General features: G+C 62.2%; 24 protein-coding genes and 3 pseudogenes. 15 read left to right on the forward strand and 12 right to left on the reverse strand.

What is annotated here, in order from left to right; translation table 11 throughout:
* Window positions 1-2 precede the first annotated feature (2 nt).
* The 10 genes from ACFQT0_RS21795 to ACFQT0_RS21840 all read left to right on the forward strand — a co-directional run bounded on the left by ACFQT0_RS21795 (window position 3) and on the right by ACFQT0_RS21840 (window position 7,568).
* Window positions 3-977: a DEAD/DEAH box helicase gene (locus tag ACFQT0_RS21795; RefSeq protein WP_380205189.1), complete on the forward strand. Its 975-nt coding sequence runs from the start codon at window positions 3-5 to the stop codon at window positions 975-977.
* Window positions 974-1,201 carry a DbpA RNA binding domain-containing protein gene (locus ACFQT0_RS21800; RefSeq protein ID WP_380205190.1) on the forward strand — a complete coding sequence of 76 codons (228 nt, stop codon included), beginning with the start codon at window positions 974-976 and terminating at the stop codon, window positions 1,199-1,201. The genes ACFQT0_RS21795 and ACFQT0_RS21800 overlap by 4 nt, the downstream gene beginning before the upstream one ends.
* The gene (locus ACFQT0_RS21805) at window positions 1,201-1,551 is read left to right on the forward strand and encodes a low molecular weight protein tyrosine phosphatase family protein (RefSeq protein WP_380205191.1); all 351 of its coding nucleotides are present in this window, start codon (window positions 1,201-1,203) and stop codon (window positions 1,549-1,551) included. The genes ACFQT0_RS21800 and ACFQT0_RS21805 overlap by 1 nt, the downstream gene beginning before the upstream one ends.
* A 40-nt stretch (window positions 1,552-1,591) precedes the next feature.
* Complete coding sequence (locus ACFQT0_RS21810; RefSeq protein ID WP_380205192.1) at window positions 1,592-2,881, forward strand: hypothetical protein; 1,290 nt, start codon at window positions 1,592-1,594, stop codon at window positions 2,879-2,881.
* 548 nt (window positions 2,882-3,429) lie between these two features.
* Window positions 3,430-3,732, forward strand: coding sequence for a hypothetical protein (locus ACFQT0_RS21815; protein ID WP_380205193.1), 303 nt, complete (start codon window positions 3,430-3,432; stop codon window positions 3,730-3,732).
* The gene (locus ACFQT0_RS21820) at window positions 3,716-4,465 is read left to right on the forward strand and encodes a hypothetical protein (RefSeq protein WP_380205194.1); all 750 of its coding nucleotides are present in this window, start codon (window positions 3,716-3,718) and stop codon (window positions 4,463-4,465) included. Before ACFQT0_RS21815 ends, ACFQT0_RS21820 begins: the two co-directional genes overlap by 17 nt.
* A 36-nt stretch (window positions 4,466-4,501) precedes the next feature.
* The gene (locus tag ACFQT0_RS21825; RefSeq protein ID WP_380205195.1) at window positions 4,502-5,443 is read left to right on the forward strand and encodes a zinc-dependent peptidase; all 942 of its coding nucleotides are present in this window, start codon (window positions 4,502-4,504) and stop codon (window positions 5,441-5,443) included.
* A 347-nt stretch (window positions 5,444-5,790) separates the two neighbouring features.
* On the forward strand, window positions 5,791-6,528 hold the full coding sequence (locus ACFQT0_RS21830) for a M2 family metallopeptidase (RefSeq protein WP_380205196.1): 738 nt from the start codon (window positions 5,791-5,793) through the stop codon (window positions 6,526-6,528).
* A gap of 1 nt (window position 6,529) precedes the next feature.
* Window positions 6,530-7,030 (forward strand): M2 family metallopeptidase, encoded by a 501-nt coding sequence (locus tag ACFQT0_RS21835; RefSeq protein WP_380205197.1) that lies wholly within the window; start codon window positions 6,530-6,532, stop codon window positions 7,028-7,030.
* The gene (locus ACFQT0_RS21840) at window positions 6,918-7,568 is read left to right on the forward strand and encodes a M2 family metallopeptidase (RefSeq protein ID WP_380205198.1); all 651 of its coding nucleotides are present in this window, start codon (window positions 6,918-6,920) and stop codon (window positions 7,566-7,568) included. The genes ACFQT0_RS21835 and ACFQT0_RS21840 overlap by 113 nt, the downstream gene beginning before the upstream one ends.
* Before the next feature lie 92 nt (window positions 7,569-7,660).
* On the opposite strand, the gene ACFQT0_RS21845 is transcribed toward ACFQT0_RS21840, so the two are convergent.
* From ACFQT0_RS21845 to ACFQT0_RS21890, 10 genes and pseudogenes are all read right to left on the reverse strand, one after another.
* Window positions 7,661-7,903: a pirin family protein gene (locus ACFQT0_RS21845; protein ID WP_380205199.1), complete on the reverse strand. Its 243-nt coding sequence runs from the start codon at window positions 7,901-7,903 to the stop codon at window positions 7,661-7,663.
* 187 nt (window positions 7,904-8,090) lie between these two features.
* Window positions 8,091-8,384, reverse strand: a pseudogene (locus tag ACFQT0_RS21850) (pirin family protein); the annotation flags it as partial.
* Window positions 8,385-8,566: 182 nt separating this feature from the next.
* On the reverse strand, window positions 8,567-9,037 hold the full coding sequence (locus tag ACFQT0_RS21855; protein ID WP_380205200.1) for a S24 family peptidase: 471 nt from the start codon (window positions 9,035-9,037) through the stop codon (window positions 8,567-8,569).
* Between the two features lie 235 nt (window positions 9,038-9,272).
* Window positions 9,273-9,398 (reverse strand): annotated as a pseudogene (locus ACFQT0_RS21860) (helix-turn-helix transcriptional regulator); the annotation flags it as partial.
* 258 nt (window positions 9,399-9,656) lie between these two features.
* Window positions 9,657-11,447, reverse strand: a complete 1,791-nt coding sequence (locus ACFQT0_RS21865; RefSeq protein WP_380205201.1) for a RecQ family ATP-dependent DNA helicase — start codon at window positions 11,445-11,447, stop codon at window positions 9,657-9,659.
* Window positions 11,359-11,889, reverse strand: coding sequence for a DEAD/DEAH box helicase (locus ACFQT0_RS21870; RefSeq protein ID WP_380205202.1), 531 nt, complete (start codon window positions 11,887-11,889; stop codon window positions 11,359-11,361). Before ACFQT0_RS21870 ends, ACFQT0_RS21865 begins: the two co-directional genes overlap by 89 nt.
* A gap of 16 nt (window positions 11,890-11,905) precedes the next feature.
* Window positions 11,906-12,364 carry an endonuclease domain-containing protein gene (locus tag ACFQT0_RS21875; RefSeq protein WP_380205203.1) on the reverse strand — a complete coding sequence of 153 codons (459 nt, stop codon included), beginning with the start codon at window positions 12,362-12,364 and terminating at the stop codon, window positions 11,906-11,908.
* 135 nt (window positions 12,365-12,499) lie between these two features.
* The gene (locus ACFQT0_RS21880) at window positions 12,500-12,823 is read right to left on the reverse strand and encodes a hypothetical protein (protein ID WP_380206100.1); all 324 of its coding nucleotides are present in this window, start codon (window positions 12,821-12,823) and stop codon (window positions 12,500-12,502) included.
* A complete protein-coding gene (locus ACFQT0_RS21885) occupies window positions 12,724-13,074 on the reverse strand; it encodes a hypothetical protein (RefSeq protein ID WP_380205204.1) in 351 nt (116 codons plus the stop codon). The genes ACFQT0_RS21880 and ACFQT0_RS21885 overlap by 100 nt, the downstream gene beginning before the upstream one ends.
* A 188-nt stretch (window positions 13,075-13,262) precedes the next feature.
* Window positions 13,263-13,658 (reverse strand): annotated as a pseudogene (locus ACFQT0_RS21890) (THUMP domain-containing protein); the annotation flags it as partial.
* Window positions 13,659-13,729: 71 nt separating this feature from the next.
* Between ACFQT0_RS21890 and ACFQT0_RS21895 the strand changes: the two are divergent.
* A complete protein-coding gene (locus ACFQT0_RS21895; protein ID WP_380205205.1) occupies window positions 13,730-15,124 on the forward strand; it encodes a sugar MFS transporter in 1,395 nt (464 codons plus the stop codon).
* Between the two features lie 139 nt (window positions 15,125-15,263).
* Here ACFQT0_RS21895 and ACFQT0_RS21900 read toward each other — a convergent pair whose 3' ends face one another.
* Window positions 15,264-15,638, reverse strand: coding sequence for an RNA 2'-phosphotransferase (locus tag ACFQT0_RS21900; protein WP_380206101.1), 375 nt, complete (start codon window positions 15,636-15,638; stop codon window positions 15,264-15,266).
* Window positions 15,529-15,810: an RNA 2'-phosphotransferase gene (locus ACFQT0_RS21905; protein ID WP_380205206.1), complete on the reverse strand. Its 282-nt coding sequence runs from the start codon at window positions 15,808-15,810 to the stop codon at window positions 15,529-15,531. Before ACFQT0_RS21905 ends, ACFQT0_RS21900 begins: the two co-directional genes overlap by 110 nt.
* Before the next feature lie 73 nt (window positions 15,811-15,883).
* Between ACFQT0_RS21905 and murB the strand changes: the two genes are divergently transcribed.
* From murB to ACFQT0_RS21925, 4 genes are all read left to right on the forward strand, one after another.
* Window positions 15,884-16,921 (forward strand): UDP-N-acetylmuramate dehydrogenase, encoded by a 1,038-nt coding sequence (gene murB / locus ACFQT0_RS21910; protein WP_380206102.1) that lies wholly within the window; start codon window positions 15,884-15,886, stop codon window positions 16,919-16,921.
* 120 nt (window positions 16,922-17,041) lie between these two features.
* Window positions 17,042-17,758 (forward strand): hypothetical protein, encoded by a 717-nt coding sequence (locus ACFQT0_RS21915; protein WP_380205207.1) that lies wholly within the window; start codon window positions 17,042-17,044, stop codon window positions 17,756-17,758.
* Window positions 17,759-18,198: 440 nt separating this feature from the next.
* A complete protein-coding gene (locus tag ACFQT0_RS21920) occupies window positions 18,199-19,863 on the forward strand; it encodes a phospholipase D-like domain-containing protein (RefSeq protein WP_380205208.1) in 1,665 nt (554 codons plus the stop codon).
* On the forward strand, window positions 19,839-20,489 hold the full coding sequence (locus ACFQT0_RS21925) for a phospholipase D-like domain-containing protein (protein WP_380205209.1): 651 nt from the start codon (window positions 19,839-19,841) through the stop codon (window positions 20,487-20,489). Before ACFQT0_RS21920 ends, ACFQT0_RS21925 begins: the two co-directional genes overlap by 25 nt.
* Window positions 20,490-20,660: the final 171 nt, after the last annotated feature.

The following is a 20,660-nucleotide window of genomic DNA, read 5'->3' on the forward strand; positions in this document are numbered from 1 at the left end:
GGTTGACCCCACCTCGGCCACGGTGCAGGCCGTGGTTCTGGTGCCCGCCCGCGAGCCTGGTGCTGCAGGTACGCGACGCCCTCAAGAGCCTGGGCAAACACATGCCCAACCTGCGCGTGGCCGGCTACTACGGCGGCCACGCCATGCGCGAAGAAGTGAAAGGCATGCAGCAGATGCCCCACGTGGTGGTGGCCACTCCCGGCCGCATGCTCGACCACCTGGAGCGCCGCACCATCATCCCCAACCGCCTGAAAGTGTTGGTGCTCGACGAAGCCGACAAGCTCCTTGAGCTGGGTTTCCAGGAAGAAATGGCCACCATCATCAGCCGTCTGCCGGTGCGCCGGCAGACGTTGCTGTTCTCGGCCACCATGCCGGATAAGGTGCTGACCCTCGTGCGCGAATACCTCACCAAGCCCCGCGTGATGAACGTGGGCGGCTCCAACGCCACCACCCTGCCCGAGAGCCTGGTGCTGCGCGGCCACGTGGTGAACGCCGCCGACCAGAAGCCCGCCGCCCTGTTTCACATCATCACCCAGCCAAACGCGGGCCGCTCGCTCGTCTTCGCCAACACCCGCGACCGGGTCGAGGAGCTGACCCGCTTCCTGAAAGGCCGCGGCCTGGCCGCCGAGGCGCTGCACGGCAAAATGCTGCAGCCCGAGCGCGACAAGTCCATGATGAAGCTGCGCAACGGCTCGGCCACCGTGCTGGTGGCCACCGACGTAGCCGCCCGCGGCCTCGACGTGAACGAGCTCGACACCGTGGTGCAGTTCGACCCGCCCCACGAGGCCGAGACCTTCCAGCATCGGGCCGGCCGCACGGCCCGCGCCGGCGCTGTGGGCACCGCGCACCTCATCGTGACGCCCTACGAGCAGCAGAAACTACAGAACTGGCCCTCGGCCAGTTCGGTGCAGTGGGCCGGCCTGCGCCCGCCGTCCTTGCCCAACGCCCTGCCCAAAGCCCCCGGCCCAGCACCGTGACCCTGCACATCTCGGCGGGCAAGCGTGAGAAAATCAGTGCCGGCGACCTCGTTGGCGCCTTCGTGAGCGTAGGCGGCATCGAGCGCGAGGCCGTGGGCCGCATCGAAGTATTCGACCACCACAGCTTCGTGGCCGTGCCCGAGGCCGTAGCCGAGGAAGTACTCGAGAAGATGCAGGGCGCCAAAGTGAAGGGCAAAAAAGTGAAAGTGGCCCTGATTCGTTAGTGCCGGAAGCCTCTCCTGAGCCTGAGAAGCTGCTGTTTATCTGCAGCCTGAACCGGTGGCGCAGCCCCACGGCCGAGCGCATTTTCGATAATCATCCGCACTACGAAGCGCGCTCGGCCGGTACCGAGCCGGGCGCTCGGGTGCGCGTGACGGCCGGCCACCTGGGTTGGGCCGACTTTATCTTTGTGATGGAGCGGCGGCACGCCGATAGGCTGCGCGAGAAGTTTGGGGAGGAGCTTGGCGGCAAGCGCGTGGTGGTGCTCCGCATTCCGGATAAGTACAGGTCTGGAGACAGCCAATTGGTGGCATTGCTGCAGCATAAGCTTGCGGAGCATCGGTCATTACTTTAGCTATTCAATAATAGCAGCGCATACATTCTTTCACCTTTCCATGCTCAAACACCTACTCCTTTTTCTACCGATTTTTGCTTTTTCTGCCCGCCAGGTCTCCGCGCAAGTCTATGAGCCGGGCATGCTGGTGCGCAGCAATGGCGACACCTTGCGAGGCGAAATTGAGAATGGCTTCTGGAATGAGCCGCCCACCCTGGTACGCTTCCGCCCTGCGCCGGGTAGCGCCAGCCAAGTATTTGAACCGAGCCAGGTGCGGGCGTTTAGCTTGCTAGGAGGCCGGTATTTTCGCTATGAAACCCTGCCCATCGACCAAGCAGCCGAAACGCAGCTTAAGCGGCTGCCCCTGGGTAATGCTGTTAACATTAAGACAGAATCGCTCTTAGCCGAGGTGCTGGTCGAAGGTCCTTGTACTTTGTTTCGCGTGGCTACGCTCGGCACCACTCATTTCCTGCTGTCACGCCCAGGCAAGGCTGTGCTCGACCTGAGTGAGCGAAAGTATCTTTCTACTGGCGCGAATGGTTTTACCTCCGTGGCCGATGGCAACAACTACCGCAGCCAGCTGGCGCTTTATTTTCTCGATTGCCCGGCCGCGGGCAAGGTGGCCGAAACATCAGGTTTTACTCCCCAAGCGCTGGTTGCAGTAGTACAGGCATACAACCAGCAATGCGACTCATCGCATCAGCCCGGCCGCAATTGGCTGAACCAGGCAGCGCCCGGCCGCGCTGTTTCCCTGCAAGGCGGCGTCCTGTTGGGCGGGCGCTATAACATCATCGAAAGCCCAACAGGCGGCCCTGGCTCCGACTGTTCCGACTGCCAGGTTCATCCGTTCGGAGGCCTCTATGCCGACTTATTCCTCCCCGGCCGTTCCACAGCGGTTTACGGCGAGCTTAGCCTGAGCAGTTTCCGCAACCGCGGGGCGCTGATTTCGGGAATTTTTCCGAATAGCTATTACGATTACAAAGGGTTGCTGGGCACCGCCCGAATAGGAATTCGACGCTTTGTATCGCTGCCCAATGAACAGAAACTCCTTTTTGGCATTGGCTTCGAGCGGAATATCGTGTGGCGGCCCACGGTTATCACCACCTCGGGACCGCCGGTAGTTCGCAACGAAGCTGACTTGACATTCCCTGCCCCTACGCTGCTCCCCAATCTGGGCGTGGGCTGGCGTAGCCGCCGCCTGACTATCAGCCTGGATGGTCAGTTGTACCAGTCCAATGATGCTTTAGATAGGAGCGTCATTGGGACAGGCGTTGGCATTCGACTTGGCACGTCCTACCGCCTGGGCCGCAACCCCGACGACGTCAAGCCCCGGCCTGCGGCCAGCCGTTAGCTCAACCTCTGGGACTATTGGCTAATTGAGCGAGCCATGCGCTACCTGTTTTCTCCGGTTGCTTAAGCGGCGCGAGAAGTTCGCGGATGCGATAGCGGGAAAGCGCATGGTGGTGCTCCACAATAGAGATAAATACGGGTTCGGAGACAGTCAATGTATGGCAAATGCGCCGGAGCCGAAGCTTGCAACGCATTTATCATAAATTCGCGACTGGTTTAACTGTACTTCTATGCTTCTACGCTTACTCATTGTTTTAATCGGATTTTCTTGTTGCTCGTTTCACGCCCTGGCTCAGGCATATGAGCCGGGCTTTTTGGTGCGCAGCAACGGCGACACGCTGCGGGGCGAAATTGAAAACGGCTTCTGGGTGGAGCCGCCCACGTTCATTCGGTACCGTCCCAACCCGCAGACTCCCGGTGAGCTTTTAAGCCGCGGCAGCTGCGGGCCGTCAGCTTCACCGGGGGCGCGCTTTTCGCTACGAAGGCCTGCCCATCGACCACGCGACCCGGTCGAAAGTTGGCAACCTGCCGTACGAGAACCGCCCCGATGTGCAGATGGATTCGGTGCTGGCCGAGGTGCTGGTCCACGGCGCCCTTTCGCTGGTGCAGGTGGCCTACCCGGAGCGGCCCGTACATTACCTGTTGCTGGCCCCCGGCCGGCCGCCCCTCGACCTGAGCGAGCGGAAATACCTGCGCCAGACGGTGGACCATGCCTGGCTGCTCACCGATGGCAACAACTACCGCGGCCAGGCTGGCGGTGTACTTTGGGCAGTGCCCGGCCGCCTACAGCGCGTCGCAGAAGGCGCCGTTCACCGCCAAAGGCCTATCCGATGTAGTGCAGGCCTACAATGAAGCGTGCGGGCCCACCGGCAAACCCGGCCGCAACTTGTTGGAGCTGGCTGCCCCGCGCCGCCGGGTAGCTTTAGTGGGCGGCGTGCTGGCCGGCGCCCGCTACAACCGCATCGAGAGCTTCTCGCTGCGCTACAAAGGAGAATGTGTGGACTGCCAGGTTCGCCCGTTTGCCGGGCTCTACGGCGAGCTGTTTCAGCCCGGCCGCACCGTGGCCCTCTACGGCGAATGGAGCTTGAGCCGGTTTCAAAGCAAAGGGGCGCAACGCTTGGGCTACAATGCAATGGGCGAAGAGGAGTTTAACGCTTTCAACTACCGCGCGTGGCTGAGCACGGTCCGCCTGGGGGTGCGCTACTTTGCCTCGCTGCCGCACGAGCAACAACTGCTGTTCGGCGCGGGCTACGAGCTCAACTTTGTGATGCGCCCGCAGGTAACCACCACCAGCGGGCCAACGGCCACGCCCAGTCGGGAAGAACTCTACTTTGCCTCCCCCACACTGCTGCCCAACTTCGGCGTGGGCTGGCGCCGCCAGCGGCTCACCCTGAGCCTCGACGGCCAGCTCTATTTCAGCAGCGACATGACCGATACCAATTCCCGTAGCAGCACCATGACCAGCGCCAGCCAGTTCGCCGGCGCGCTGTTCTTCGGTACCAACTTCGCCGCGCGCCTGGGCGTGGCTTACCGTCTGGGCCGCCACCCCGACGATGCCAAGCCCCGGCCGGCGGCCACCCGCTAGCTCAACTTCTCGGGCGTGGCACCGTTTAAGCGGCCCATGCCCTACCTCATTTCCCTGGTCGTGCTGGCGGCCATTCTCTACGCTTTTTACCGCTACGTAACTGCCGACTCCCGCCTTCGCGCCGAGGCGCTGGCCCAGGAGTTTCCGGCGGCCTGGCGGCAGATTCTGGCCGAGCGGGTGGCCTTCTACCTCTCCCTGACCAAGAACGAGAAGGTCAGGTTTGAGAAGCAGGTGCAGGTGTTTCTGGCCAGCACGCGCATCACCGGCGTGCAGACGGAAGTAGACGACACCACGCGCCTGCTCGTGGCGGCCTCGGCCCTGATTCCGGTATTTGGCTTTCCCGAATGGGAGTACGCCAACCTGGGCGAAGTTCTCATCGTGCCCGATGCCTGGAAGCTGGAAGGTGACCCCGATAAGGAAGTAAAACCGCTTGAGGGCGCTTTGCTCGGGTCGGTGCAGGGCTTCCAGAACCAGCACTATATGCGCTTGTCCAAAGCCTCGCTGGAGCAGGGCTTCCGCGACAGCCTGGACCGCCAGAACGTGGGCATCCACGAGTTTGCGCACATGCTGGACGAAGCCGACGGCGTGATTGACGGCGTGCCCAAAGCCGCCCTGCCACCCGAGCTGCTCCAGCCCTGGGCGGCCGTGATGAAGCGCGAAATTGAAGCCATCGAGGCAGGCAAGTCGGATATCAACCCCTACGCCGCCACCAACGAAGCCGAGTTCTTCGCCGTCGTCACGGAGTACTTTTTCGAGAAGCCCGAGAAGCTCCAGGAAAACCACCCCGAGCTGTACGAGCCTGCTGGGCCGCGCCTTCCGCCAAAACCCCAAAAGCGCTTCCTGCGCTTCGCCACCGACCCGCGCGAGTGGCTCAAGACCCTGCGCAGCCGCCGCAAGTTTGGCCGCAACGACCCGTGTCCCTGCGGCAGCGGCAAGAAGTACAAAGACTGCCACTTGAGCCAGGCGCAGGCGGCGTAGCGCGGTGTATGCACGGGCGTAGCGCTGGTTATGCAAGGCGGAGCCTTCTTGCCTCTGAACCTCACCCCCGGCCCCTCTCCAAAAGAGAGGGGAGCCACGGCGGCGCGCACGTAGCGCGGACTTTGTAGTCCGCGTCCGAGCCCACGACACGCGGACTACAAAGTCCGCGCTACTATCGGCTGGCTCCCCTCTCTTTTGGAGAGGGGCCGGGGTGAGGTTCTCCAGCTCTGCATGAGCGCAATTTATCATAAGGCCAAAATGCAGTAATCTTGCGGCATGAAAACGCCCTTGCTTTCCATTCTGGCGGCCGCCTCCTGGCCGCCTGCGCTCCCACCGCCAAAGCCCCCGTGGCCACCGCCCCGGAAACCACTGCCGCTCCCGCCGCCCCCGCTCTGCCCGACTATCGTGCTCAGGCCGAGCAGTTCCTGACGGCCTATAATGCCGAGTACGTGCGGCTTTACACCGCTTCCACCGAAGCCGAATGGCGTTCGAATACGCACATTGTACCCGGCGACACCAGCAACGCTGGCGCCACTACCCGCGCCAACCAGCGCATGGCCGCCTTCACCGGCAGCATCGAAAATATCCGGCAGTTGCGCGAGCTGCTTTCCCACAAAGCCGACCTCACCGACATCCAGACCAAGCAGCTGGAAACCGCGCTCTACAACGCCGCCAACAACCCGCAAACGGTGGCCGAGGTAGTGAAGCGCCGTATTCAGGCCGAAGCGGCCCAGACGGAAAAGCTCTACGGTTTCGATTACAAGTACGCCGGCAAGTCCGTCACCACCAACGACCTTGACGAGCTGCTGCGCAAGGAAACCAACCCGGCGAAGCGCCAGGCCGTGTGGGAAACCAGCAAAGCCATCGGCCCCACCTTGAAAGAAGGCCTGCTCAAACTGCGCGACCTGCGCAACCAGACCGTGCAGGCCCTCGGCTACCCCGATTACTTCACGTACCAGGCCAGCGACTACGGCCTGACCAGGGACGAAATGATGGCCCTGGTGCGCAAAATCAACACCGAACTGCGCCCGCTCTACCGCGAGCTGCACACCTACGCCCGCTACGAGCCTGGCCAAAAAGTATAAGGTGAAGCAAGTGCCCGACTACCTGCCCGCCCACTGGCTGCCCAACCGCTGGGGCCAGGATTGGGGCTCGATGGTGGACGTGAAAGGCCTGAACCTCGACGCCACGCTGGCCAAGAAAGGCGCCGAGTGGCAGGTGAAGCAGGGCGAGCGGTTCTACCAGAGCCTGGGCTTTCCGGCCCTGCCCGCGTCGTTCTACGAGAAGAGCAGCCTCTACCCGCTGCCCAAGGATGCGGGCTATAAGAAGAACAACCACGCCTCGGCCTGGCACATGGACCTGAACCAGGACCTGCGCAGCCTGATGAGCGTGGAGCCCAACACCGAGTGGTACGAAACCGCCCACCACGAGCCTGGGCCACATTTTCTACTACCAAACCTACTCCAACCCCGACGTGCCGCCGCTGCTCCGCCAGGGTGCCAACCGCGCCTACCACGAAGCCATTGGCTCAATGATGGGCCTGGCCGCGAAGCAAAAGCCCTTCTTGGCCGGCCTGGGTTTGATTGACCCCAAAACAAAAACCGACCAGACCCAGGAGCTGCTCAAAGAAGCGTTGAGCTACGTGGTGTTCATCCCGTTTGCCTCGGGCGTGATGAGCGAGTGGGAAAACAGCTTTTATGCCGACAACCTTTCGGCCGACCAGCTCAACGCCCGGTGGTGGGCCCTGTGCAAGCAGTACCAGGGCATGGTGCCGCCCACCACGCGCGGCGAAAACTACCTCGACCCCGCTACCAAAACGCACATCAACGACGACCCCGCGCAGTACTACGACTACGCCCTGAGCTACGTTATCCTGTTCCAGCTGCACGACCACATCGCCAAGAACATTCTCAAGCAGGACCCGCACGCCACCAACTACTACGGCAACAAAGAAGTGGGCAACTTCCTGCGCGATATCATGCGCCCCGGCTCCAGCCGCGACTGGCGCGTGGTGCTGAAGGAGAAAACCGGCGAAGACCTGTCAGCTCGCTCCATGGTCGACTACTTCCAGCCGCTGATGACCTACCTGAAAGCCCAGAACAAAGGCCGGAAATACACCATGTAATCAGCTAAATTTTCAGGCTTACCAGGCAAAGAAAAAGTCCAGCCGGGCGAGACAACATCTCGCCCGGCTGGACTTTTTCTTTGTAGTACTCGCTAGTAGTTAGACTCGCTGGCGGGCAGGTCAATTAGAATGAACTGAGAATCTTTGGCTGCCCGGATGTGCACCACGTGGTCGTCGGTCATCCGGGCCTGGTCGTTGGGCCCTAGTTCGGTGCCATTCACGAAAATGCTGCCTTCCTTCACGTAAATGAAGGTGAGGCGAATGGGGAAAGTCTTGAATTCGATTTCGTTGTCTTCGTTCAGGTTCGACCAGTAAACGGTGCTGTTCGAGTTCATGTACACCACGTCTTCGAGCACTTTCTGGCCGGTCACGAGGGGCACCAGGCTCGTTCTTGTTGCCGCTCAAAAAACCCAGGTCTTTCTGCTCGTAACTGGGGGCCAGGCCTTTCTGACCGGGAATAAACCAGAGCTGGTACAGGTGCAGGGGCTTGTCCTGGCGGTTGAACTCGGAGTGGGCCATGCCAGTGCCGGCGGTCATGCGCTGCACTTCGCCGGCTTTGATGGTCGTTTTGTTGCCCATCGTGTCCTGGTGCTGGATTTCGCCGTCGAGCACCAGCGTCACGATTTCCATCTCCGAGTGCGGGTGCTGCGGAAAGCCCGACTGCGGCCCTACGCTGTCGTCGTTGAACACCCGCAGCGGGCCAAATTGCAGGTTGTCGCGGTCGAAATAGTCGGCAAACGAAAACAGGAAATAGCTGTTGAGCCAATTGGCTGGGGCGGCGTGGTGGCGGTCGGCGGCGGAGATATACTTAAGCATAGAGCAGAAACAACGTGGTTGGCGTGAATGGCATACGCGCCAGCGCCCGTCTTAGTTAAGGCCCGCAAACAGCAAAGCCCTTCCGCGGGTACGGAAGGGCTTGCATAACAGAAAAAAGAACGATGCGAAGAACGTAATGAAGTGCGCAGTTGGGGAACCTCACCCCCGGCTGCGCACTCTTACTAAGCCTTCTTGAGCAGCGCCACTTGCTGCTGCAAGTCGAGCACGAGGCTGGCCACGCGCTCGAGCGAGAGCTCGGCGATGGGGAACGTGCTGCTGATGTAGCTCTTGGCTTCCCAGATTTCGAGCACGTCGTCCACGTTGATGTCGTAGGGCGAGAAGTTCGGGTTGTCGGAGTGCAGCACGAACATGGCGTTCGAGCGCAGTTTGTTGAAGACGCGCTTGAACACAATGCCGTCTTTGCTGCTCACCACGATGCACGGCGTGCCGTCCTTGATGGTGGCCCAATCTTCGACGTAGCGCCCCACAATCACGGTGCCGCTTGATATGGGCAGCATGGAATCGCCAGCGATTTCGAAGGCCCGGTACGTGCCCGACTGCGAGAGCATGGGCAGGCGGAACTTGGGCAGCACCTCGAGGTATTCGGGGTCGGCGTAGCCGTTGAGGTAGCCGGCAGCGGCCTTCTGGGGCACCAGGCTCAATGTTTTCGTTCTGGTCCTTGTCCACGGTCAGGGCCAGGATGCGGAGCTTGCCACCGGCGGGCGACGTGGGCGGGTCGGTGTCGTCTTCGCCGTTGCTGGCCGTGGCGGGCTCCTGCGCGCGCATGGCCCCAATGGCCTTAGCGTTCTTGCGTTTGCTAAAGTCGGTGGTCACCAGCTGGTCGAGCGTGATGCCGAACAGGCGCGACATGTTGACGAGCGTGGCGAGCCTGGGCTCGGCGCGGCCTTCTTCGTAGGCGCCCACCAGGGAACGTTTGATGCCGAGCTTGTCGGCCATCTGGGCCTGCGTGAGGGCCAATTCACGCCGGCAAAACTTGAGGTTGGTATTAATCATCGGGAAGGGCAGCAGCCGGGAATGGCGTTGGTCTCAACGCAGATTCGGCTGGTGAAGTTAGCAACGTAACCGCGAAGTTACTAATTCACTTAGCTAATATTTTTCTGCCCACCACTTTAGCGTTGAGGTATTTGCAAAACTTTTTGCTGCCTGCCGCCTTCCCTGCGCCTTGTTCGCCGGGCGGCAGCCCAGAACAGCTCAATTTCCAGCTTAATTCTGCCGCAAACGCATCAGCCTTTCAAACCCGCCAAAAACCGCCTATTGCCCCCGTAAGCGCTTGTGGTACAGCGCGGCCATACGCAGCTGGAAGTAGTCGTACTTCTCGCGCAAGTGGTCAAACAAGTCGCGCAGCGTGGGCTCACCACCGAGTTGGGCCCGGGCGGTAAATATTTCGGCCATTTCAGCGTCGCTCACAAAATCGTGAATGCGCAGCTCGCGGCCTTTGGCGTAGGCGTTGTAGAGGTGCGTTTTCACGGTGCTCAGGGCCAGGCCGCGGCGCTCGGCAATATCCTCGGGCGTGAGCCCCATCTGGTGAAACTGAATGGTGGCGTCTTCGGAGTCGCTCACGGGCTTATCCGCAGCGGCCACGGCTACGCGCGGGCGCGGCTCGTTGAACATGCTGTCCGAATCGGAAGGCACGTACTGCCCGCCGCCGTGCTCCAGAATCAGCTTGATGAAGGCCTCGCCGTAGGTCTCAAATTTCTTCATGCCCACGCCCGAAATGCCGAGCATGCCCACGCGGCTGATGGGCCGCTCGGCGGCCATTTCCTGCAACGTAGCGTCGGAAAACACCACGTAGGGCGGCACGCCCTGCTCGTCGGCAATGGCTTTGCGGAGCTTACGCAGCTTGTCAAACAGCTGGGCCTCGGGCGTGCCGATGGTGGCCGTGACGGCGGCCTTCTTGCCGGCGCGGGTGGGCTTCTCGGCTTTCTCGGCGGGCTGGAATTTGCGGAGCGGCAAGTTGAGCTGGCCTTTCAGCACCTGGTGGCCGCGCTCGGTGATTTTCAGGGCGTAGCCTTCCTCGTAGGCGATGTAGAACAGGCCGTCGTTCAGCATCTGGTGGATGTAGCTGTACCAGTCGAGGTACGGCAGGTCGCGGCCCGCGCCGTAGGTCTTAATCTGGTCGTAGCCGCCCTGCAGTACGGCCTGGTTGCGCATGCCGCGCAGGATGTCGATGAGCAGGTTGATGGCCACCCGCTCGCGGCTGCGGAACACCGCCGACAGGGCCTTTTGGGCAATCAGTGTGCCGTCGAACGTGGTGGGCGGGTTGCGGCAGATGTCGCAGTTGCCGCAGTCTTCGCCCAGCGTTTCGGAGAAGTAGTTGAGCAGGATTTTGCGGCGGCAGGAGGCGGCTTCGGCAAACTGCTGCATGCGCTCGAGTTTGGCCGTGTTGAGCTGGGCCTGGCGCGCGGGCACGTCCTTGGTCACCATCTCGCGCATCTGCATCACATCGGCAAAGCTGTAGAACAGGATGGCCGTGCTGGGGGCGCCGTCGCGGCCGGCGCGGCCGATTTCCTGGTAATAGCCCTCGATGTTTTTGGGCAGGTTGTAGTGCATCACCCAGCGCACGTTGCTCTTGTCGATGCCCATGCCGAAGGCGATGGTAGCCACAATCACCTGAATATCATCCTGCAAGAAAGCCTCCTGAGCCTTGCCCCGCTGCAGCGGCGTGAGGCCGGCGTGGTAATGCGCGGCCTTCACGCCCTTGGCCTGCAGCTTCTGCGAGATGGTTTCGCAGGTCTTGCGCGAGAGGCAGTAGATAATGCCGGGGTCCTGCGGGTGGCGGGCAATGTAGTCGAGCACCGAGCCCACCCGGTCTTGGCCCGGCCGCACCAATAGGTTGATGTTGGGCCGGTCGAAGCTGGACAAGAACACCTTGGGCTCGTGCAGGTTGAGCTGGGTTTTGATGTCGCGCTGCGTGAGGCGGTCGGCCGTAGCGGTGAGGGCCACAATGGGCGTGCTAGGGAAGTGCGTGCGCAGGGCGCCGAGCTGCGTGTATTCGGGCCGGAAATCGTGGCCCCAGGCTCGAAATACAGTGCGCCTCGTCAATAGCAAAAAGGCTGATATTAACCCGGTTTAGAAACTGCAGAAAGCCATCCGACAGTAGCTTTTCGGGGCTGACGTACAGAAGCTTCAAGTAGCCTCCTACGGCGGCCCGCGCAATGTCGTTGGCCTCGGCTTGCCCCACGCTGCTGTTGATGTAAGCTGCCGCAATGCCGTTGGCCTTCAGCGCCTCCACCTGGTCCTTCATCAGGGCGATGAGGGGCGACACCACGATGCACGTGCCCTCCGACACCACCGCTGGTATCTGAAAGCAGACCGACTTACCGCCGCCGGTGGGCATGAGCACTACGGTGTCCTTGCCGGCCAGAATATGCTGGATGATTTCGCCCTGCATGGGGCGGAAGTTGTCGTAGCCGTAATACCGTTTTAGGGCCTGGCGGGCAGCGGGCAGCAGGTCGGGCGTGGCGGTAGTAAGGGTGTCGGACATGGTATTCTGGGGAACCTCACCCCCGGCCCCCTCTCCAAAAAGAGGGGGAGCCAAGCGGGTATTCTAGTGTGTTGACTTTCAGATTTTCGGCAATGGTGGCAAGCACTTCATCCAATTGATTTAGCACTTGCTGGTTGGTGAAACGCAGTTCGCGGTAGCCTAATTCCTTTAGCGTGAAGGTACGGCCGACATCGTATTCAGACTGGTCTGGGGTAGCATGTATTTCACCGTCTAACTCAATGATTAGCTTAGCTTCAAGACAGATGAAATCAACAATAAAAAAGTTGATGGCATGCTGGCGTCGGAACTTAGCGCCCAACTTGGAGGCCCGTAGGTATTGCCAAAGCTTTTGCTCGGCTGGCGTAGGCTGCTTTCGGTTTTCGCGGGCGTAAGCTTTGGCTTTGTCCCAAGTGCGAACGGTAGTAGTGAAGATGTGCTCTTGTGGGCCGCCGAGCTTGCGGGTGGGCTCTTCCATATGGGAAAGTTAGGAAGCGCGTGGGAACCTCACCCCTGACCCCTCTCCAATAAAGAGGGGGCACCGGCTATGCACCTACGTTAGGCTCCCCTCTCTTTTGGAGAGGGGCCGGGGTGAGGTTCCCCGGCCCGGCGCTTACACCGCCTTCGGCTCCCGCCGCGACCCGCGGTACAGCTCGTACTTCAGCAAGCGGCAGTCAATCGGCCCGTTGTAGAGCGGCGTGCGGCGGGCTGTTTTGAGCCCAATGCTCTTGGCTGCTTCCAGATTTCCGGTGAACACGAAGGCATCGTAGCCCTGGAAGTTTGCCTTCAGCGCATCGCCGATGGTTTTGTAGAGCGCGGCCATTTCGGCCTCCTCCCCTATTCGCTCGCCGTAGGGCGGGTTGGTGATGACGATGCCGGGCTCCTGGTTTTTGGGGGCGTGGCGTCCTTCACGTCGCGCACCGAGAGGCGGATGCAGTCTTCCAGGCCGGCGGCGGTGATGTTGGAGGCGGCCATGTCGATGACCTTGGGGTCGAGGTCGGAGCCGGCGATGTAGGCCTGGGGCTCTTCGAGGCGCTGGGCCTTGGCTTCTTCGCGCACCTGGGTCCAGAGCTCGGAGTCGAAGTCGTACCAGTTTTCAAACCCAAACTTGCCTTGGTGAAACAGCCCGGGGGCGATGCGCTGGGCCAGCAGGCCGGCTTCGGTGAGGATGGTGGCCGAGCCGCACATGGGGTCGATGAGGGGCTTTTGCCATCCCAGCCCGAGAGCAGGACCAGGCCGGCGGCCAGCACTTCGTTCAGGGGCGCTTCGTTGGTGTGCTGGCGGTAGCCGCGGCGGTGCAGCGAGTCGCCGGCCGCGTCGAGGCTGAGGATGACTTCGTTTTCCGACATGCGCAGGTGCAGGCGGATGTCGGGATTGCGGGTGTCCACGTCGGGCCGGCTGCCGGTGCGCTCCCGGAACTGGTCCACGATGGCGTCTTTGGTGAGCTGGGCCACGAACAGCGAGTGCTCAAAAGTTGAGCGGTTCACCACCGCCGTGATGGCGAAGGTTTGACCGGGACCGATAAAATCAGCCCAATCGATGCGGCTCACTTCGCGGTACAGGCCTTTTTCGTCGGGGGCGTGGAAGGCGGCGAACGGACGCAGCAGGCGCATGGACAGCCGGCTCCACAAAGCCACTTCGTAAAGCAGGCGGTGGTCGCCGATAAACTCGACGGCGCGCGAGCCGATGTGCGTGATGTCGGCCCCGAGGTGGTAGAGCTCGTCGGCGAGCAATTCTTCCAGGCCGAACTGGGTGGTGGCGGTAAGGTGCATGGGGGCAAAGGTCGGGCTCCGGAAACAGAGTGCCACTTATTTCTACCTTTAGCCACCCAAAAACTCCCAACATGGCCACCGCCCCCATTACCACTCCTACCAACACCGCCGCACCCACCCGTTCCTACGCCGGGCCCATGCTGCTGATGACCACGCTGTTCTTCCTGTTCGGCGCCGTCACCAACTTCAACGACGTGCTGATGCCCTACCTCAAGGACATCTGCCAGCTCACCGACTTTCAGTCCACGGCCGTGCAGTTCGCCTTTTTCGGGGCGTATTTCCTGATGTCGCTGCCGGCGGGCTTTGTCCTGAAAAAATTGGGCTACCAGCGCGGCATCGTGGTGGGCCTGTTGGTGATGGCCGGCGGCGCGCTCCTCTTCATTCCGGCCGCTGATTCGCGGGCCTTCGGGTTGTTTTTGTCGGCGCTGGCGGTGCTGGGCGCGGGCATTACGCTGCTGCAGGTAGCGGCCAACCCTTACGTGTCGGTGCTTGGCGCGCCACGCAGCGCGGCGGCCCGGGTTAGCATTGTGGGTGTGGCCAACAACTTCGGCGGCAGCCTCTCCCCTCTCGTTGGCGGCCTGGTGCTGTTTGGCGGCTCAGTGGCCCTGAAGGCGCGGCTTGCGGCCCTGCCTCTGGCCCAACGCCTGGGCGAGGAAAGCCAGGCTGGTGAAAGCGCCTTACCTGGGGCTGGCGGCCTTCCTGGTGGTGCTGGCCGGCGTGTTCTTTTTCTGAAGCTGCCCGACATCGACGCCCTGCCCGAAGAAGAGATTCTGGAGCACCGCGCCGTAGCGGCGGGCCGCACCTCGGCCCTGAAATTCCCGCACCTGGTGCTGGGCATCGGCGCCATTTTCGTGTACGTGGGCGTCGAAGTTGGGCTGGGTTCCTTCCTCATTCGCTACGGCGAGTCGCAAGGTATTCAGCAGCTTTCGGCCTTCACCCAAAGCCTAGTGCGGGGGCTGAACGTGGCCACTAACTACGCGCTGGTGCTGTTTGGGCAAGAAGCCTCGCCCATCGACACCACGGCCGGCTTCACCAAGGCCGTGGGCGCGGTCATGGTGTCCTCGTACTGGTTCGGCTCGCTGGTGGGGCGTCTGGTGGGCATTCCGCTACTGCTCCGCTTCCATAACCGCGCGCTACTGGTGGCGGTGTGCGCGGCCGGCGCGGCCCTGGTGGGCGCCTCGCTGTTGAGCCACGGCGAAACGGCCCTGTGGCTCATCGTGCTCTGCGGCCTGATGAACTCCATCATGTGGCCCGTCATCTTCCCGCTAGCAATCACCGGCTTGGGCCCGTTCACCAAGCAAGGGTCCTCTTACCTGATTATGGCCATTGTGGGCGGCGCCATCATCCCGCCGCTCATGGGCTGGCTCGCTACTAATGGTGGTGGGTTGCATGTCGCATTTGTGGTGCCCATGCTGTGCTACCTGTACCTGCTGTTCTACGCGCTGAGCGGCTACCGCGTGCGCTAACAGTCTTTAGCTCAATTTCGTAGTCAATGTGCAGGTTACGCCTCACCCCCGGCCCCGGTTCGCTTGATGAGCAAAGTCGGGGCCGGGGGTGAGGCCAATTGAGTACACGGACCTTAAAACCACTCTAAAATAGAGCTACTTACAGCTCCCGCAGGTACTCAGGCGGCACATGGTCTGTTAGCCACACGCCGTTGCCGGACTGATAGAAAACGCCCCCGGCTTCGTGCAGGGCTTTGGCATCAATAACGAAGAGCACGGGCCGGCCCCGCCTTGCGCCCACGCGACGGGCCGTTTCCTCATCGGGCGAAAGGTGCACGTGGTGGCGTTTCATTCTGTGCAGGCCTTCGTGCCGAATAGCCGGCACCGCGGCGGAAGCCGTACCGTGGTAAAGCACTTCTGGTGGCTCAACTGGCGCAAGCTGCAAGTCCACGGCTACGCTGTGGCCTTGCTGCGCCCGAACTCGCTCGCCGCTGGCATCGAAGGCAAAGCGCTGCTTGTCGCTGCCGGCTACCAGGCTGGGCTAACTGCTCCCGGCTGATGCGGCCGCCGTGCGCGGCGCAAGCGGCCAACAGTTCGTCAACATCTACCCAGCCGCCTTCCTGCAGCTGCAGGCCAATAGCCCCGGGCGCGTGGCGCAGGTGGCGGCTCAGATACTTGCTCAGGCGGATGGCTTGCTTGGAGTCCATAATTGAAAGGTTGTACCGAAGCGGCGGCCCTTACGCCCGAGGCTAGTGGCGTCGCTCCTACCTTTACGGCATGATGCCCGCCCTCGAACAACACGTTTCCCTCCGCCCTTACAATACCTTCGGCCTCGACGTGCAGGCCCGCTACTTTGCCCGCTTCGCCTCGGCCGACGAGCTGCGCGAGCTGCTGCAGCGGCCCGAAGTGCAGGCCTCGGAAAAACTCATCCTCGGCGGCGGCTCCAACCTGCTGTTCACCCAGAACTTCAACGGCGTGGTGCTCAAAAATGAAATCCGCGGCCTGGAAATCATCAGCGAAGACGCCGATACCCACACGGCCCTGGTGCGCGCCGGCGCCGGCGAGAGCTGGCACGGCCTCGTCGAATACGCTCTCGACCAGAACCTGAGCGGCATCGAAAACCTCTCGCTCATCCCCGGCACGGTGGGCGCGGCCCCGCTCCAGAACATCGGCGCCTACGGGGCCGAGCTGCGCGACACCTTCGACCACCTCGAAGCCGTTGAGCTGGCCACTGGCGAGTTGCGCGTGTTCACGGCCGGCGAGTGCGGCTTCGGCTACCGCGAGAGCGTGTTCAAAAACACCCTCAAAAACCAGTTCGTGGTGACGGCCGTGGTGCTGCGCCTGCACCGCCAGGCCCGGCCCAACGTGCGCTACGGCGCCATCACCGAAACGCTGGCCGAGCTCGGCATCGGGGGCGAGCCCACGCCGCAGGACGTAAGCCGGGCCGTGGTGCACATCCGCCGCTCCAAGCTGCCCGACCCGGCCCAAATTGGCAACGCGGGCTCCTTTTTCAAAAATCCGGAGATATCCCAGGACAAGTTCGACCACCTCAAAAGCCAGTACCCCGAGCTGCCCGGCTACCCCGTGCCCGGCGGCGTGAAGGTGCCCGCCGGCTGGCTTATCGAGCGGGCTGGCTGGAAGGGACTCCGCCGCGGCCCCGGCGCCGGCACCCACGGCGTGCACGACCGGCAGGCCCTGGTGCTGGTGCACCACGGCGGCGCCACCGGCAACGACCTGCGCCAGGCGGCCGAGGAGATAATCTCGTCCGTACGGCAGCAGTTCGGCATCGACCTGCATCCGGAAGTTAATATTATCTGATTTAGCATCACCGGGGCTTAGCTCAATATTAATGGGGCTAACCCGCTGAAAATGGAGAATTTGTTCTCAACTTTGCAATAGCGGCCCTACCCGGGTCTGCCTATTTTGCAATTTCAAACGATGAACAAACTGCTTTTGCTGGCTGCTCTGTTTCCCGGTGTTTCCGCGGTGGCCTTGGGCGCTGAGCCAGGCAACCCCGGTAGCCCCCAGGTACTCACTGTGAAGGCCGCCCGCGCCCTGAGCCCCGGCACCGCCGTCACCATCCGGGCCGTGGTGCTGAACGGCGCCGAGCTCGGCAACATCCGCTACGTGCAGGATGGCGAAGCGGGCCTGGCCCTCTACGCCCAGCCCACCAAGCTGCCCGGCTACGGCGAATTGCGGGCCGGCGACAGCATTCAGGTAACTGGCCAGCTGAAAGTCTACAACGGCTTGCTGGAAATGGACCCCATTGTCTCGGTGCGCAAGCTGGCCGGCGGGGTGCGCCTGCGCCCCGTTCAGGTGCCCGCGGCCCAGGCTACTGCCGCCTTCTCCGAAGCCAACGAAGGCCGCCTGCTGGAAATAAAAGGGGTTTCGCGCCTGGCCACCTCCACCGGGGCGCCGGCCACCGCCCTGAGCGGCAACACCAACTACCTGCTCGACGCAGTGCCCGGCGCCATCCTGCGGGTAGGCGCCGCCAGCACCGGCCCCGAAGGCTTGGTAAACGCCACCCCACCCACCACCGAAACCTTCGACGTGCGCGGCATCCTGACCCAATTCGCGCCGGGCGGCGCGGAGGCTACCGCCTGCTGCCCCGCCTGGCGTCCGACCTGGTGCCGGCGCGCTCGAAAGACCCCATAACCGGAGATACGCACAGCGCCACCGAAACGGGAGCGCCAGCCAGCAACAAGCGCACTCGCCCAGGCACCAAGAACTAAGTATCTGTATGGCAATGGTTGAACCTTCCTTCCCGTCATGCAGAGCCGAGCGAAGCATCTCTACCTAGTAAGTAAACTCTATCATCTGTCATGCTGAGGCACGAAGCATCTTATCACGGCTCAACGATTCGTTCATGCGTGACAAGGTCCTTCGCTCTGCTCAGGATGACAGACGGTTAGGTAACTAACACACGCGAGATGCTTGCCTTCGGCAACCTCCGGTTCGACTGCGCTCAGCATGACAATTCCCAAACACCCATTAAGCTTTTGCCTGGGCCCATTTGCCCGGCATGCAGCTGTATTGCAGCATCTTTGTAGTCCTGCTTTATTCCCTCGATTTCCCATCCTCACTATATTTTCTTCATGAAGAAATTTACTCTGTTGGCCTTGCTGGCGTGTGCTACCTCGTGGCATGCCGCCAAGGCCCAAACCACTCCCGCTGCTATTACCATCGCAGCGGCGCGGGCCCTGGCCCCGACCACCAACGGCACGGCCAGCGCTAATCCCGTGACGGTGCGCGGCATCGTCACCAACGGGGTTGAGCTAGGCTCCGGGGTGAGCATCATCCGCTACATTCAGGACGGCACGGCCGGTATCGGGGTGTACACCACCACGTCGGGCGCCCTGGCCTCGACCGTGAACAGCCTCGTGCCCGGCGACAGCGTTCAGGTAACCGGCAGCCTCAAGATGTTCCGGGGCCTGCTGGAAATTGACCCCGTAACCTCGGTGACGGTGCTGGCGGGCAACCGCAAGCTGCCCGCGCCGGTGGTGTTCAACTCGGCCAACTTCACAGATGCGTATGCTGAGAAGTACGAAGGCCAGTTGGTGCGCCTGAACGGGTTGAGCTCGGTTAATACCACGGGCGGCGCGCTCGTCACGTCGTTCACGGCCAATACCACTTATCGGCTCAACAACAACGCCACGCTGGTCACCTACGTCAACGCCAACTCCACGGGCCCCAACGGCCTGGTGGGCAAGCCCAGCCCCACCGGCACGTTCGACGTGGTGGGCGTGGTGAGCCAGTATGCCTCTACGTCCGCCGGCACCACCGGCGGCTACCAGCTGCTCAACCGCACCTACGCCGACTTCATCCAGGGCAGCACGCCCAACCTGACCTCGGCCCCGATGCCCACCAACATCAGCACCACGGGCTTCACGGTGAACTTTACGACCCAGAACTCGGGCGATTCGCAGATTAGCTACACCACGGTACCCGTGCCGGTAGGCGGCACTCCGCCCTCGGGCCAGCCTATTTTGGTGAACGGCACCGGAACGGGCACGCAGCACAGCGTGGTGCTCACCGGCCTGCAGCCGTCCACGGTGTACTACGTGCAGGCGATTTCGGTGAACTCCACCGGCCGCTCCGAGTCGCGCGTGACACCCATGATTACGGCCTCGCTCTCGTCGGGCCGCATGAAGACCTACTTCACCCGCCCCGTCGACAACACCCTGGCGCTGGCCAACAACGCCGCCGTGTACCTGCCTAGCGGCCACGTGGCCGACACCCTGGCCGCTTACATCGACAAGGCCAAGGAAACGCTCGACATCACCATTTATAACTGGAGCAGCTCCGTGATTGTGACGGCGGTGAACGCCGCCCACGCCCGCGGCGTGAAGGTGCGCGTCATCTACGAAGACGACAACTCGAACTTCAGCATCGCCAACCTGACCGCGGCCATTCCGCGCGTGGCCCGGCCTGCTGGCGGCACCACCAACACCACCAGCATCATGCACAACAAGTTTGTGGTGATTGATGCCAACAGCACCAATCCCAACGTGCCCATGGTGTGGACCGGCTCTACCAACTGGACTCCGGCCCAGCTCAGCACCGACCGCAACAACGTGATTACGGTGCAGGACCAGAGCCTGGCCCGCGTGTACACCATGGAGTTTGACGAAATGTGGGGCAGCGCGACCACTACGCCCGGCACCAGCCTGTTTGGCTCGCGCAAAACCGATAACACCCCGCACTACCTCGTCATCGGCGGCAAGCAGGTGGAATCGTGGTTCTCCCCACCGACAACGTGAATGCCCGCCTCATCGAAACCGTGAAAACGGCCGACTTCGACCTACACGTGCTCTCGATGCTCGTGACCCGCACCGACATCGGCCGCGCCATTGCCGACCAGGTAACGCTGCGCAACATCGGCCAGTGCTCCGACGGCCTCACCAACGACACCAGCGGCGTGGCCGGCTTCGTGTTCCGCAGCATCCGCACCGGCCTGGGCTCGCGCTACCTGCTCGACAAGCTCACCGGCATCATGCACCACAAAACGCTCATCGTGGACGCCAGCGCGCCCCAGTCGGACCCCACGGTGTTCGTAGGCTCGCACAACTGGACCGCCTCGGCTGACACCGAAAACGACGAAAACACCCTCGTTATCCACGACGCCCGCATCACAAACCAGTACTACCAGGAGTACGCCGCCCGCATCGCCGAGCAGAACCAGGGCATCACGGCCTGCCGCCTGGTGCTGTCCACCCGCACCGGTACCGTGCAGGCCAGCACCATGCAGGCCTACCCCAACCCCACCCGCGGCAGCTTCCAGCTGCACCTGGCCAGCACCACGGCCCGCACCACTACCATCGTGCTACGCGACGCCACCGGCCGCGTAGTGCTGGAGCGCACCAGCCCTACACCGGCACCGACCTGACGGTCGATGCGACCTCGCTGAAGTCGGGCCTATACATGGTACAGGTAACCACCCCCGAGGCAACGCAGGTTAGCCGCGTGGTGGTCGAATAACTGCTCAACTCTTAAGTCATAAAAAAGGCGGTTCCCGATTTGGGAGCCGCCTTTTTTATTTAGTAGAAGCATTCGAAAG

Origin of the sequence: Hymenobacter humi, from assembly GCF_042665855.1 — a bacterium.
GTDB classification, from domain to species: domain Bacteria; phylum Bacteroidota; class Bacteroidia; order Cytophagales; family Hymenobacteraceae; genus Hymenobacter; species Hymenobacter humi.